The 12,892-nt window shown below is 59.3% G+C and carries 12 protein-coding genes; 5 read left to right on the top strand and 7 right to left on the bottom strand.

The features are described from left to right. Positions 1–132: 132 nt before the first annotated feature. Together EB809_RS08675 and EB809_RS08670 are read left to right on the top strand one after the other, a co-directional pair. Positions 133–1,785, top strand: coding sequence for a nitrite/sulfite reductase (locus EB809_RS08675; RefSeq protein WP_123634427.1), 1,653 nt, complete (start codon positions 133–135; stop codon positions 1,783–1,785). Further along, positions 1,778–2,278: a DUF934 domain-containing protein gene (locus tag EB809_RS08670; RefSeq protein ID WP_123634426.1), complete on the top strand. Its 501-nt coding sequence runs from the start codon at positions 1,778–1,780 to the stop codon at positions 2,276–2,278. The genes EB809_RS08675 and EB809_RS08670 overlap by 8 nt, the downstream gene beginning before the upstream one ends. A 221-nt stretch (positions 2,279–2,499) precedes the next feature. Here EB809_RS08670 and EB809_RS08665 read toward each other — a convergent pair whose 3' ends face one another. Further along, the gene (locus tag EB809_RS08665) at positions 2,500–3,492 is read right to left on the bottom strand and encodes a YhdH/YhfP family quinone oxidoreductase (RefSeq protein WP_123634425.1); all 993 of its coding nucleotides are present in this window, start codon (positions 3,490–3,492) and stop codon (positions 2,500–2,502) included. A 48-nt stretch (positions 3,493–3,540) separates the two neighbouring features. Beyond that, positions 3,541–4,608: a protease SohB gene (sohB, locus tag EB809_RS08660; RefSeq protein WP_123634424.1), complete on the bottom strand. Its 1,068-nt coding sequence runs from the start codon at positions 4,606–4,608 to the stop codon at positions 3,541–3,543. Between the two features lie 252 nt (positions 4,609–4,860). On the opposite strand from sohB, the gene EB809_RS08655 reads away from it, so the two are divergent. Then, positions 4,861–5,175 (top strand): SCP2 sterol-binding domain-containing protein, encoded by a 315-nt coding sequence (locus EB809_RS08655; RefSeq protein ID WP_123634423.1) that lies wholly within the window; start codon positions 4,861–4,863, stop codon positions 5,173–5,175. A 69-nt stretch (positions 5,176–5,244) separates the two neighbouring features. On the opposite strand, the gene EB809_RS08650 is transcribed toward EB809_RS08655, so the two are convergent. From EB809_RS08650 to EB809_RS08630, 5 genes are all read right to left on the bottom strand, one after another. Then, on the bottom strand, positions 5,245–5,901 hold the full coding sequence (locus tag EB809_RS08650) for a multidrug transporter (RefSeq protein WP_123634422.1): 657 nt from the start codon (positions 5,899–5,901) through the stop codon (positions 5,245–5,247). Between the two features lie 88 nt (positions 5,902–5,989). Further along, a complete protein-coding gene (locus tag EB809_RS08645; RefSeq protein ID WP_123634421.1) occupies positions 5,990–7,696 on the bottom strand; it encodes a chemotaxis protein in 1,707 nt (568 codons plus the stop codon). 314 nt (positions 7,697–8,010) lie between these two features. Beyond that, positions 8,011–8,748: a DNA polymerase III subunit epsilon gene (gene dnaQ, locus EB809_RS08640; protein WP_123634420.1), complete on the bottom strand. Its 738-nt coding sequence runs from the start codon at positions 8,746–8,748 to the stop codon at positions 8,011–8,013. Positions 8,749–8,799: 51 nt separating this feature from the next. Beyond that, the gene (rnhA, locus tag EB809_RS08635) at positions 8,800–9,237 is read right to left on the bottom strand and encodes a ribonuclease HI (protein ID WP_123634419.1); all 438 of its coding nucleotides are present in this window, start codon (positions 9,235–9,237) and stop codon (positions 8,800–8,802) included. A 43-nt stretch (positions 9,238–9,280) separates the two neighbouring features. After that, positions 9,281–10,063: a class I SAM-dependent methyltransferase gene (locus EB809_RS08630; protein ID WP_123634418.1), complete on the bottom strand. Its 783-nt coding sequence runs from the start codon at positions 10,061–10,063 to the stop codon at positions 9,281–9,283. Positions 10,064–10,194: 131 nt separating this feature from the next. Here EB809_RS08630 and gloB point away from each other — a divergent pair, with 131 nt between their 5' ends. Together gloB and EB809_RS08620 are read left to right on the top strand one after the other, a co-directional pair. Continuing rightward, entirely contained in the window at positions 10,195–10,989 is a 795-nt protein-coding gene (gene gloB, locus EB809_RS08625; RefSeq protein ID WP_123634417.1) for a hydroxyacylglutathione hydrolase, read from the top strand. Between the two features lie 160 nt (positions 10,990–11,149). Then, on the top strand, positions 11,150–12,874 hold the full coding sequence (locus EB809_RS08620; protein ID WP_123634416.1) for a LysM peptidoglycan-binding domain-containing protein: 1,725 nt from the start codon (positions 11,150–11,152) through the stop codon (positions 12,872–12,874). Positions 12,875–12,892: the final 18 nt, after the last annotated feature.

Below are 12,892 nucleotides of genomic sequence, written 5' to 3'. Positions count from 1 at the left end.
TGCAAAGGTGTTATTTCATATCGCTTTTAAGTGCGATCGGCTATTAGCATATTTTCAAATAATCATTTAGTGCATAAGGCAAAGCTGGTATCTTAGCCGCCACATTGAATTAGTGTATCCGGGAACCGTTTTATGTACGTTTACGACGAATATGATCGGCAGATCCTGAACGAGCGCGTTGCGCAGTTCCGGCATCAGACTGATCGCGCCATGGCTGGTGAACTCGCCGAGGATGAATTCCTGCCGTTGCGACTGCAGAATGGCCTGTATATCCAGCGGGTAGCGCCCATGCTGCGTATCGCCGTTCCCTACGGCATGCTGCGCGCCAAGCAGCTGCGCCGGCTGGCCCGCATTACGCGCGACTACGACAAGGGCTACGCGCACTTCACCACGCGTCAGAATGTGCAGTTGAACTGGCCGGCCGTTGAGGACGTCCCCGACATTCTCGCCGAGTTGGCCGAAGTGGAAATGCATGCCAACCAGACCAGCGGTAACTGCATCCGGAACACGACAACGGACCAGTTTGCCGGCGTCCAGTCCGACGAAGAGCTGGATCCGCGCCCTTACTGTGAACTGATCCGCCAGTGGTCAACCTATCACCCGGAATTCGCCTTCCTGCCGCGTAAGTTCAAGGTGGCCGTTAACGCCTCCGAGAACCACGACCGCGCAGCCGTGCAGGTGCATGACATTGGCCTGGAAATCGTCCGTAATGACGCTGGCGACATCGGCTTCCGCGTGTACGTCGGTGGTGGCCTTGGCCGTACCCCGGTGGTCGGCCCGGTGATCCGTGAGTTCCTGCCGGAACTGGATCTGCTGACCTACCTGGAAGCGATCCTGCGGGTCTACAACCGTTACGGCCGTCGCGACAACAAGTTCAAGGCCCGGATCAAGATCCTGGTCAAGGCCATGACGCCGGAAGTGTTTGCCGAGAAGGTCGAGGAAGAGTGGGCTCATATCAAGGACACTCCGACTCGCCTGACACCCGAAGCCATTGAACGGGTCAAGACCTTCTTTACCGAGCCGGACTACGCCGCTCTGGACGACAACCCGGACGCCCTGGTTGCCCAGCGTGCCGAAAGCAAGGCATTCGATGCCTGGGTCAAACGCAACGTCGACGCCCACAAGAAACCGGGCTACAGCATTGTGACCCTGACCCTGAAGAAAACCGGTGTACCGCCGGGTAACGTCACCGATCGTCAACTCGAGCAGATTGCCGACCTCGCCGAACAGTACAGCTTTGGCGAAGTCCGCGTGACGCACCAGCAGAACGTCGTACTGGCCGATGTGCGCCAGGACCAGCTGTTCGAACTGTGGCAGGCGATCCGCCCGATGGGCTTCGCCACCGCTAACCTGGGCACACTGACCGACATCATCTGCTGCCCCGGCGGCGACTACTGCGCCCTGGCCAACGCCAAGTCGATTCCGGTGGCGGAGGCCATCCAGCGCCGCTTTGACGACATGGACTATGTCTACGATCTGGGCGACATCGATCTGAACATTTCCGGGTGCATGAACGCCTGTGGCCACCACCATGTGGGCAACATCGGTGTACTTGGTGTCGACAAGAAGGGCGAAGAGTTCTACCAGATTTCCCTGGGCGGCTCGTCACAGCGCGATGCGTCACTGGGCAAGATTCTGGGCCCGTCCTTTGCCCGCGAGGAAATGCCCGAAGTGATCGAAAAGATCATCAACGTCTACGTCGACAAGCGGACCGAGGAAGAAACCTTCCTGGACACCTACCGTCGCATTGGCATCGATCCCTTCAAGGAGCGTGTATATGCCTGATTTGATTCGCCACGATGGCATCCACAACGATGAATGGACCCTGGTGTCTGCCCCGGAAGAGGGTCAGGAGCTGATCCTGCCGGACGGCCCTGCCCTGTTGCCGGCCGCGGTCTGGAAAGAGAATCGCAACCACTACGCCGGCCGCAACGACATCGGCATCTGGTTCGACAGCCATGAAGAGCCGGAGCACTACTCCGACCTGATCGGCGACCTGCCGGTGATTGCCGTGAACTTCCCCAAGTTCACCGATGGCCGCGGTTACAGCATCGCCCGCCTGCTCCGTGAGCGTTATGGCTACACCGGCGAGCTGCGCGCCGTGGGCGATGTGCTGCTTGACCAGCTGTTCTATATGAAGCGTTGCGGTTTCAACGCCTATGCGCTTCGGGCAGACAAGGACATCAACCAGGCCGAGCATTGCCTGAACTTCTTCAGCAACACCTATCAGGCGGCTGCCGACATTGAGGAACCGCTGTTCCGTCGTCGTGCGTCCTGATCAGCACCTGCGTTGATACAAAAAGACGGCCCTTGGGCCGTCTTTTTTGTTTGTGGATCATTGGGAAAGATGCGCTCGCGGCCTCTGGGTGCCGCTGGCAGCCCTGCGGGCTGCTCCGAAGCTGAAGCGTCGGCTACATTCAAAAAGCCAACTCGAGTGTGTAGCAGACGCTTTAGCTTCTGAGGCGCCAATAGGCGCCCCCCTGCGCATCAAACGGTCCATTAGCCTCGACCGTGCACCAACACCAGACTGCCTGCGGATTGCCCCTTCAGAAACGCCTGCAACGCATCGTCCAGCTCATCAAACCCGATATCCCGGGCGCTGGCTTCGGTCACCGGGCAAGCCCATTCGCCAGACAGCCTGGACCAGATGGCCTGTTTATCGGCCAGCGGGATCTCCACTGAGTCCACGCCCAGCAGATTGATGCCGCGCAGGATAAATGGCAACACGGTGGTTTCCAGCTGAGGGCCGGCGACCAGGCCGCAGCAAGACACGGAACCACCCGGAATCACCTGCTTCAGGAACTCGGCCAGCGGGCTGCCCCCGACGGTGTCCACTGCGTTGGCAAACCGCGGTTTGAGCAACGGCTTTTTCTCCGGATCCAGGGCGTCGCGCCCCATCAGTTCCTCAGCACCCAGCTTTTTGAGGGCATCCGCCTGACCAGCCTTGCCGCTGATCGCGGTAACCTTGAAACCCAGACCTGACAGGATTTCGACAGCTACGCTGCCGACCGCCCCGCTGGCCCCGGAGACCGCCACAGGGCCCTGCTCCGGCGTGGCTCCCATTTTCAGTAGTTTGGCGACACTCAGCCCGGCGGTCAGTCCGGCGGTGCCATACACCATGGCCCGGCGCGCGTCCCAGCCCTGGGGCATGGTAACCACCCATTTGGCGGGCACCCGGATGTATTCACCAAAACCGCCGGCGGTGTTCATGCCAAGATCGTAGCCGGTCACGATGACCTGCTGTCCTACCGCTGGCGTACCAGTGGCACTTTCCACCACCTCGCCCGCCGCATCGATGCCCGGCGTATGCGGGAAGGTACGAGTAACGCCCTTATTACCGGATGCCGACAGTGCATCCTTGTAGTTCAGCGAGGAATGAGTGACGCGGATCAGAACCTCGCCTTCGGGGAGGTCGGCCGTATCGAGGGTTTCGACACCCCCGACATACTGCCCATCTTTTTCATGAACTCGCCAGGCTTTATAGGTGCTCATCTGAAATCCTTCCCTTGTTGTTGGTTTCGGGGATGACGAAACGCCACCTCACTGCAGGTTACGGTGACGCAGCATCCCGGCCAATTTCCAGAAACTGTGTTCGATCGCGCCGCTGGCTGCAAGCCCGAGTTTTTCCGGCAGCGTACGCTTGCGGCGGAATGTGACGGAAACGACTTCGGCCCGATCACAGGCATCGATCAGGTACTCATCCGATGTCTTCAGCTCGTCGATCAGGTGAACATCGAGGGCACGCTGACCGAACCAGATGTCACCATTGGCCACCGCTTCAATATCCACGGCCGGGCGACGTTCGCCGACGTATTCCTTGAACAGTACGTGCGTATCTTCCAGATCTTCCAGGAACTTCTTGCGCCCTTTGTCGGTATTCTCACCAAACATGGTCAGCGTGCGCTTGTATTCGCCAGCGGTCAGGATCTCAAAGTCCACGTCATTTTTCTTCAGCAGACGATGAAAGTTCGGCAATTGGGCCACAACACCGATCGAGCCCAGGATGGCAAACGGCGATGCCACAATGCGATCGGCCACACAGGCCATCATGTAACCACCGCTGGCCGCCACCTTGTCGACGCAGGCCGTCAGCGGAATGCCTTTGGCGCGCACACGATCCAGTTGCGCCGCCGCCAGGCCGTAGGCATGAACCAGGCCGCCCGGGCTTTCCAGGCGGATAACCACTTCATCCCGCTCCGGCTCTGCCAGACTCAGGACGGCGGTGATGGACTTGCGCAACTGGTCGTTATCGCTCGCCTTGATGTCACCGTTGAAATCGAGCACGAACACACGTGGTCTGGTGATGTCCTCCTTGCTCTCGCCACTCTTGGCGGCTTTTTTCTCGGCTTTCGCCTCCGCCTTCTTCTGCTTCTTGCGGGCCTTTAGCCAAGCTTTGCGGTCAGAATCCCCCAACAGCTTCTGATGCAGGTTTTCCTTGAGGCGCTTAAACCCCTCGTTGAGGCGTTTGACGTGAAGCTCCCCGTCCGATTCGTCACCGTCCTGCTTGCGGTGGGCGGCAGAAACCACCGCGGTCACAATCACCAGCACCGCCACCACAAAAGTGACCGTCTTCGCGAGGAATAGCCCGTAATCCGTCAGAAATTCCAAATCTGTTCTCCGTTTACACGATGCGGTTGTCGATGGTGAGCCCGATCACACCTGTCGGACCCAACAAACCCGATGATTGTAACCGAGGGTGAGTACGCCGAACGAGGCCCGTTAGATTCCTTTTTCAAACAAGCGTTCGATCGAGCTTGACAGGGTTTGGCGCGGTCCCTAAAGTCGAACTGGTTTCGCCGGAATCCTGCCCGGGCAGCACCGGCACCACGCTTTTAGACGCTCACTCAAAAGGGAAAAACAATGTCTGTAGCTCAGGTTTTTGAAAAACTGGAACAGAATTTTAACGCCGATGCCGCCGCTGGCATGGATCTGGTCTTCCAGTTCAACATCGAAGATGACAAAAACTACCACCTGGTCATCAACGACGGTACCTGCCAGCTTAACGAAGGCGATCACGAAGATCCGTCCGTCACCCTGATCATGAACTCTGAAACCCTGCAGGGCATCGTTTCCGGCGAAACAGACGGCATGCAGGCATTCATGGCCGGTCAGCTGCGCGCCGAAGGCGACATGATGCTGGCGACGAAGCTGGGCGAACTGTTCAGCATGGGCTAAGTGCCTGTTCTCCGGACCGATGCTGCGGCTTCGGTCCGGATCGCCCTTCGTCATCGTCCCGCCTGCTGATCACCCCGCCTTCGGAAACCACTCCTCCATGGCTTCACGCGCCTGTTGATTTCCGGGCAGCGCAACCAGTCCGGTACTGGAGAGCCGAACGTCAAAGATTGCCCCGTCCTTGAGTGGCATGAACGTCGCATTACCATACACCGCTTCCACGAACGGCAACCCGAATTCCTGATCCAGCGTCCAGGCATCGAACCAGGAATCCTGCCCTAACGAAAACACGGTACGCTCACCGCTGCGCTCCTGCTCCAGGCTGACGTATCGGCCACTGAGGCGCTCCAACCGGTAAGCCGGCGGGACGCCAATCCAGGACAGCGGGCCAGCAAGCCGGATGATCCGGGCATCCACCTGCCATTGGTCACCACGCAGCGTCACATCGAGGGGCGGTTGTTCATCACGCTCAAGACGAACGCGCCAGGTCTGGGGGCCACTTTTCGTCACGCCGATGGTGGCAATGGTTTCCATGCTGTCCAGGGACTGATAATGGCGCAGATCCAGCGCCAGCAATCCAATATAGGCGCCGGCAAGGATCAGGAGGATGGCAAAAGTCCCCTTGAGCCAGCTGAAGAACCAGCGGGGACGAATGAAGAAGGCCAGACCGAACAGGGCCAGCAGGCCGCCGACGGCAGCCAGAGTCAGCAGGGCAAAATCCTGGGGCATACAGGGCTCTCTTGTTGTCGAGGGCCGCGACGACCTGACGCGTCATCCCCGGCTGTCAGCCAACTGCTTGCGGAGCGCTGAAAGGCTCCTATAAACCGACATCCGCCAACGAGGATTCTGCCAGTTTGAGCAGATCCGGGTTGCGCTCGTCGCGGGTTCCAATGCTTTCGATATAGTATTCCAGAGACGTCAGTGCGTCGGCCAGCGCTTCCAAGACGGTGGCCGGCGGCGGCTCACGGGCGTCCAGTAGACGGGACTGGATCGAGTCGGCAATCCGGGCCAGGACGCCCGCACCCTCTTCGTCTTCCAGCATCATGAAGCCGCCCCAGATGCTGCGCAGCGTGGCCGGCAGATTGGCCAGGTGCAGCTTATCGTAATCGGACTCGATGAACGCGGTAATGGCCCGCTTGGCCAGGGTCAATGCCGCCCTCGCCTCGTCTGCCACAACGATGTAGGCCTCGGTCAGGTAGGTGGACTCTTCCCGGCTGGCCGGCACCACCGCCAGGGTATCGGTCTCGGTGGTAATGCCCCGCTGGACCATTTGCAAGGTGGCATCCTCGATGCTCAGCACCGCATTGGCCAGATTGTAGAGCTCGTCATCCTCAGGCAGCCGATTCTCCGCATGCCAGCGGCGCAGCTGGGCGGCTTCCTTGCGGGACAGGTCCGCCAGCTTGTTCAGATCCAGAACGGACAGCGTCGCCGCCAGCTGCTCCAACGACCCGGCAATCGAGGCCAGTTCGTTCAGGTCCGGCTCAATGCCCCGCTCGATAATGTCCACTTTGTCCTTGAGCTGGTTGAGCTCTTCCTGCAGCGCGTTGGACAGGGATTTCAGAACATCGGTCCCCGGCCCGTAGAGACGCTTGCGATGGGACTCCAGGATGTTTTCCGGGAACTCCGTCGGCGTGATGCCATAAGCCTGAAGCACCTGGGCCACTTCCGGGTTGGCGCTGCCACTGCGATACAGGATGTAGACCAGCTCCTTGAACAGGGAGTCCGGTGCGTCCTTGGCGATGGCCACTTTGCCGATGTAGACAATTTCGCGGGTGTATTTCTCGATCCGCATGAACAGGCGTTTGCGGGATTTGCCGAAGCCCATCTCCCGGTCCTGCATGGTATCGGCCACCACCGACAACAGGCACCAGAGCTGCCCCATCGGCGCTCCGTTACAAAGGCGCGCGAACCCTTTCGCCGCCCGCGCGATCAACTTGCGATTGACGCGTTCGTTACGCTCCCGGAGCACGCCCAGCAGACCAATCTGGTACATCAGGCGCATGCGCCGGGCGTGGATGTCGAAATCGGCTTCGTCGCCACCCAACGGATTCAACGTCAGGCTGGCACAGAAATCCGGCCGTTTACGGGCATCCACTTCAAAGAAACAGGATTCGGGGAACGGCTTCTCGCCGCGGGAAACGCGCAGGTCGTTGGTAATGGGCAGCAGCAGTTCCGGATGATCGGCACGCTGTTGCTGGTAGTACTCCACGTAGCGACGCAGGATAAACAGGGCGCTGCTGAGTGCCGCCAACAGGGTGTTCTTATCGTCATTGGCGCCTACGGGAACGTCGTTGGCTACGGCCACGGCTTCCTGACACAGCAGCGTGCCGCCACGCAGTTCGACGAGCACGAAGATACCACGCAGCTGGTTCAGGAAATCGACACAGTTCTGGAGATCCTCGCCACTCTCACGATTCTCCTGAAAGCGTTCGAGGCTGCTCTCGGCCTGTTTGATGGTCTGTTCTATTTCATTCTTGACCAGATCAAACGACTGAGATTTCGTCGCGAGTGACGATTGAACCATAAATTGACGCTTCCCATATGCATTGCGGAGAGTACCGCTTCCCCTGCCGAGTGATCAGGTGACGACTCTGACCGGCGAACCGGCACCACCTTTGGCATTCAATGTGCGGCGAGATCAGACGCAGGCAGGCAAGCCGTCCGGAAGTCCCTGACTCGCTACGTCCTCACCCGTTTGCGTTCGTACACCCGTTATTGGAGCTTCTTTTATCCCGAACGCACGCGAAAAATAGCCGAATTAGCATTTACTTATAACACAAAACTCAAGTACCTCAAGAAAGGCCTTGTGTACTTATTTTGCTGGTTTTTGCCGTGGCGTTATTCGCCTGCCGGCTCAGCGGTTTCCGCACCCGATGTCATGCGGTTCCACAGGGCTTCACCGCCCGCCTTGGCGACCACCTCGATCAACGCATCATGCGCTTCGCTTTCTTCATTCGACGCGCGGATGACCCGGGTCTTGCGACGCTCAGCCGACAGCCGCCGGATACCACCCACGGATTGATCACTGTCGCCTCCGTTTGCATCCAGGGACAGGGCCGTTTGACCGCCACTCAGCAGCAGGAAGACATCGGCGAGGATCTCCGCATCCAGCAAGGCGCCGTGGAGTTCCCGGTTGCTGTTGTCGATGCCGTAACGTTTGCACAAGGCATCCAGGTTGTTCTTCTGCCCCGGGTGCTTGGCGCGGGCCATGGCTAGGGAATCCACTACGCCGCAGTGGTCTTCGACTTTCCAGCCGGTCCCGAGCTGTCGGAATTCATGGTTGATGAAGCCTACGTCGAACGCGGCGTTGTGAATGACCAGCTCGGCACCCTTGATGAATTCAAAGAACTCGGTGGCCACATCGCGGAACAGTGGCTTGTCGGCCAGAAATTCGTTGGATATCCCGTGAACGGCCAGGGCTTCGGCCTCAACTTCCCGCTCGGGGTTGATATAGACGTGGTAGTGGCGGCCGGTCAGTTGGCGCTCCATCATCTCGACACAGCCGATTTCGATAATCCGGTGGCCCTGTTCGGGATCAATACCGGTGGTTTCCGTATCCAGCACGATCTGGCGCATGGAGGACTCCCGTGGTTATAACGTCAATAAAAAGTCGATGAATCAGGCGGTTCAGGCGAGTTCTTCAACGCCGCGATTGGCCAACTGGTCGGCGCGCTCGTTACCGGGAATACCGGCGTGCCCCTTCACCCAGTGCCACTTGATGTCATGGGACCCGGTCAGTTCATCCAGGTCGCGCCAGAGGTCCGCGTTCTTGACCGGCTTACGGGCGGCGGTCTTCCAGCCGTTCTTTTTCCAGTTTTTCATCCACTCGGTAATGCCCTTGCGCACGTATTGGGAATCAGTATAGAGATCGACTTCGCAGTGACGCTTCAACGCTTTCAGGCCCTGGATTGCCGCCATCAGTTCCATGCGGTTGTTGGTGGTGTTCTTTTCGCCGCCATGGAGCTCCCGCTCCTGGTCCCCGTAACTCAGTACGGCACCCCACCCTCCGGGGCCCGGGTTTCCTTTACAGGCTCCGTCGGTATAGAGCACTACGCGTTTTGTCATGACTACTGGATTACCTTTATTGAGGTTTCTTCAGGGATCGGCGTTACTTGTCGCGTTCCTGCCGTCGGGAAACACTGGAGGATCCCATGGCGCCGGCCAGGGGAATAACCACCGGTTTGGGCTGACGCCAGCGAATCCGTTTTACCGTGCGCGCAGGCACCCGCTTCTCGGCGCGGATACAGTAATAGGCGCCAGCCGGAAGATGCAACCGCTCACCGAGTTTTTCAAGCAGGGTCAAACGCTGCAGGGCCCGCACCCGTGTAATAGGCGGCCGGAAAAAGTGCGAGGTGGTCTCTTCCACCTTGAACTGCAGCAGGCTGAGCCAGTCTTCCATTCGATTCGAGGTAATGAAACGGCCACTCCAGGGCGGATGTTGGCGACGGGAAATCAGCTTTCGCAGCCCCCACAAGCTATAGGGGTTGAAGCCAACGATGATCAGGCAGCCGCTGCTGCGCAATACCCGTGCGGCCTCGCGCACCACTTGGTGAGGCTGATCGGAAAAATCGTGGGTGTGATGCAGGATTACCAGATCCATGGAGTCACTGGGAAACGGCAGTTCATCGGCATCGCACACCACCGTCGCGTCGGGCAGATGGGACGACCAGTAAGGGGTTGTCATCATTCGGTGACTGAAATCGGTCGACGTCGCCAGCGGCAAGCGGTGGCTGATGCTGACCAGCAGCTGGTGGGCGCCGGTCAGATCCTCCGCCATGCGCGCAATGTGCTCGCGCTGATCGGCCAGCAGCGCGCGGCCCAAAGGGCTCTGGAACCAGGCCTCGAAAGCATCCCGTTGTGCCACATAGTCTCGTTCGATCGTTCTGGCCATGGTGTATCCAGCTGTCAATGGGTGCCGATGCCGCGATGCTCCATTTCCACCACCGCTTTGTGGATTTGGGCCATTGGCCGCAATCCCTTATCATAGCAGTCTACATCCACCGACCGCAGCCGCAGATTGCCATGTTCTCTATCGTTCCCATTCCGGCCTTCAGTGACAATTACATCTGGTGCATCGTCGATGACGCCACACGCACCGCCGCGGTTGTCGACCCCGGCCAGGCTGAACCTGTCTTCCAGTACCTGAAAGCCCGCCACCTGGAACTGGACGCCATCCTGATTACCCATCACCACCCCGATCATGTGGGCGGTGTCAAAGAGCTGGATGCGGCCTTCGATCCGGACATCTACGGCCCCGCCGATTCGCCCTTCAAGGGCAGCAAGGTTGCCCTTTCGGAGGGCGATACGGTGAATTGGCACGGGCTGAGATTTCAGGTCCTGACCGTACCCGGGCACACCCTGGATCACATCGCCTATCACACCGCCCAGACCGACATCGACGAAGCGCCGGCTCTCTTCTGTGGCGATACCCTGTTTGCCTGCGGCTGTGGCCGCCTGTTCGAAGGCAAGCCGGCGCAAATGCGCCACTCGCTGGCAAAACTCCGGGCCCTGCCGGCCAATACGCGGGTCTACTGCGCCCACGAATACACCCTGGCCAATCTGCGTTTCAGCCGTGACCTGCTGCCTGAAGACGATGCGCTGGAAGCGTTCGAGATCGCCTGCAAACAGAAACGCGAGAATCAGGTGCCCACACTGCCCACCACGCTGGAGGAGGAAATCGCCCTGAATCCATTTATGCGCTGGGACGATCCGGCTGTTGCAGCCGCCGTCGAAAAGCGCCGGATTGAGGTCGATCCTGCCTTACATGGTGAGGACCGGATCTTTGCACAAGTCCGAAAAGCGAAGGACTCGTTCTGATAAAAGTCGTTACATGATCTGACGTTAACGTAATAAGCGCTGTATTGACCCTCAGAAAAGGGTTCTCATAGAATCCAGCGAAGCTTCGCCGCTTGACGGGCGCGTCACTGTTTTTCGGGGACGTTTTTTTGGTCCGTCAGCCCCTATTTCCGGACAATTTATGACTGTAGCAAGAATAACCACAGCCCTGCTGATCGCCACTGTTCTGAGTGGCTGCCAAACGTTTACCGGCCAGGGCGACAACGATTCCCTCAGCGAGAGCGAGCTGTTGGAATCCGAACACGTCTCGGTACCGGCCGGTGACGATGAACTTCAGGCCTCGGTCGAGGGCCATCCCTCCGAGGACGACACCACCGAGCTGGACGATTCCATCGAACCGTCCCTCAAATCGAAAGCCGCCAAGGCCCGCGAACGCCTGGAACAGCCCACCGAAAACAACGTCGCCAGCGAAGACGTGACCCACGATCTATGGAGTCACCTGCGCGGGCAGTTCGGCATGGACCTGACCCTGGACAACGAGCGCATTGAGCAACAGCTGCACTGGTATGCCAGCCACCCGCGCTATATCGACCGCGTCGCCAAACGGGCTCGCCGCTACCTGTACTACATTCTCAAGCAAACCGAAGATCGTGGGCTGCCGGCCGAATACGCCCTGTTGCCGGTCGTGGAAAGCGCCTACGATCCGTTCGCCTATTCCCACGGTCGCGCCGCCGGACTCTGGCAGTTCATCCCGTCCACGGGCCGGGTTTATGGCCTCAACCAGAGCTGGTGGCACGACCAGCGGCGTGATGTCATCGACGCCACAGACGGCGCGCTGGAGTACCTGGACGCCCTCGCCGATCGCTTCGATGGCGACTACATGTTGGCGCTGGCCTCCTACAACAGTGGCGCCGGCACCGTCCTGCGCGCCATTCGCCACAACAAGGCCCGCGGCTTGCCGACCGACTACTGGGCTCTGGACCTGCCCCGCGAAACCCGTGCCTACGTCCCCAAGTTGATCGCCATCGCCAAGATCATCGACGATCCGCAGGCCTACGGCGTTACCCTGCCGCCGATTCCGGACAAGCCTTATTTTGAGGTGGTGGATACCGGCTCCCAAATCGACCTGGCCCAGGCCGCGAACCTGGCCGGTGTCGATATCGAGGAAATCTATCTGCTGAACCCGGCCTATAACCGTTGGGCTACGTCACCCGAGGGCCCGCATCGTCTGTTGGTCCCGGTCGATAACGCGGATCAGTTTCGCAAGGGTCTGGCCAGCCTGGATCCCTCCCAACGGGTGTCCTGGAAGAACTACAAGGTGCGCGGCGGCGATAGCCTGATCAAGATCGCCCACAACTTCGGCACCACGCCAGACGTCATCAAACAGGTCAATCACCTGCGCTCGAACCTGATTCGCGTGGATCAGCGCCTGTTGATTCCCACCTCGACCAAAGGCAACGCCAGCTACGCCCTGAGCGCCAGCGAGCGTCTGAAGGACAAGCAGGCGTCGATCAACCGCAACGCCAAAGGAACTCGCATCGAGCATACCGTTCAAAGGGGGGACACTTTCTGGGATATCGCACGTGACAATCACGTCAGCGTCCGCCAACTGGCCCGCTGGAACGGCATGGCGCCGGGCGATCCGCTGATTCCGGGCAAGCGTTTAGTGATCTGGTCCAAGGATCCCGACACGCAGCAACTGGCCATGGCGGGACGCCGCAGTCCGTCCGAGATGATGCGAAAAGTCGGCTATCGCGTGCGTAAAGGCGATTCCCTGGCGCGGATTGCCAGTCGCTTCAACGTAAACGTGAAGGACATCGCAAGCTGGAACAGCCTCAACCTCAACAATTATCTCCAGCCCGGACAAAGTCTGGTACTCTACGTCGATATTCGCCGAAGTCCCTGACCGCTAACACATTGACGT

It is taken from the genome of Marinobacter sp. R17, from assembly GCF_003789045.1.
In the GTDB taxonomy this organism is placed as follows: Bacteria; Pseudomonadota; Gammaproteobacteria; order Pseudomonadales; family Oleiphilaceae; genus Marinobacter_A; species Marinobacter_A mangrovi.
The sequence above is the reverse complement of the archived record's forward strand: the minus strand, read 5'-3'. Positions and strand labels throughout refer to the sequence as shown.

Coding starts and splice junctions, on each gene's coding strand:
- EB809_RS08670 (WP_123634426.1), top strand. CDS start 1,778: ATGCCTGATTTGATTCGCCACGATGGCATCCACAACGATGAATGGACC.
- gloB (WP_123634417.1), top strand. CDS start 10,195: ATGTTCTCTATCGTTCCCATTCCGGCCTTCAGTGACAATTACATCTGG.
- dnaQ (WP_123634420.1), bottom strand. CDS start 8,748: ATGCGCCAGATCGTGCTGGATACGGAAACCACCGGTATTGATCCCGAA.
- EB809_RS08650 (WP_123634422.1), bottom strand. CDS start 5,901: ATGCCCCAGGATTTTGCCCTGCTGACTCTGGCTGCCGTCGGCGGCCTG.
- EB809_RS08630 (WP_123634418.1), bottom strand. CDS start 10,063: ATGGCCAGAACGATCGAACGAGACTATGTGGCACAACGGGATGCTTTC.
- EB809_RS08665 (WP_123634425.1), bottom strand. CDS start 3,492: ATGAGCACCTATAAAGCCTGGCGAGTTCATGAAAAAGATGGGCAGTAT.
- EB809_RS08675 (WP_123634427.1), top strand. CDS start 133: ATGTACGTTTACGACGAATATGATCGGCAGATCCTGAACGAGCGCGTT.
- rnhA (WP_123634419.1), bottom strand. CDS start 9,237: ATGACAAAACGCGTAGTGCTCTATACCGACGGAGCCTGTAAAGGAAAC.
- EB809_RS08620 (WP_123634416.1), top strand. CDS start 11,150: ATGACTGTAGCAAGAATAACCACAGCCCTGCTGATCGCCACTGTTCTG.
- EB809_RS08655 (WP_123634423.1), top strand. CDS start 4,861: ATGTCTGTAGCTCAGGTTTTTGAAAAACTGGAACAGAATTTTAACGCC.
- EB809_RS08645 (WP_123634421.1), bottom strand. CDS start 7,696: ATGGTTCAATCGTCACTCGCGACGAAATCTCAGTCGTTTGATCTGGTC.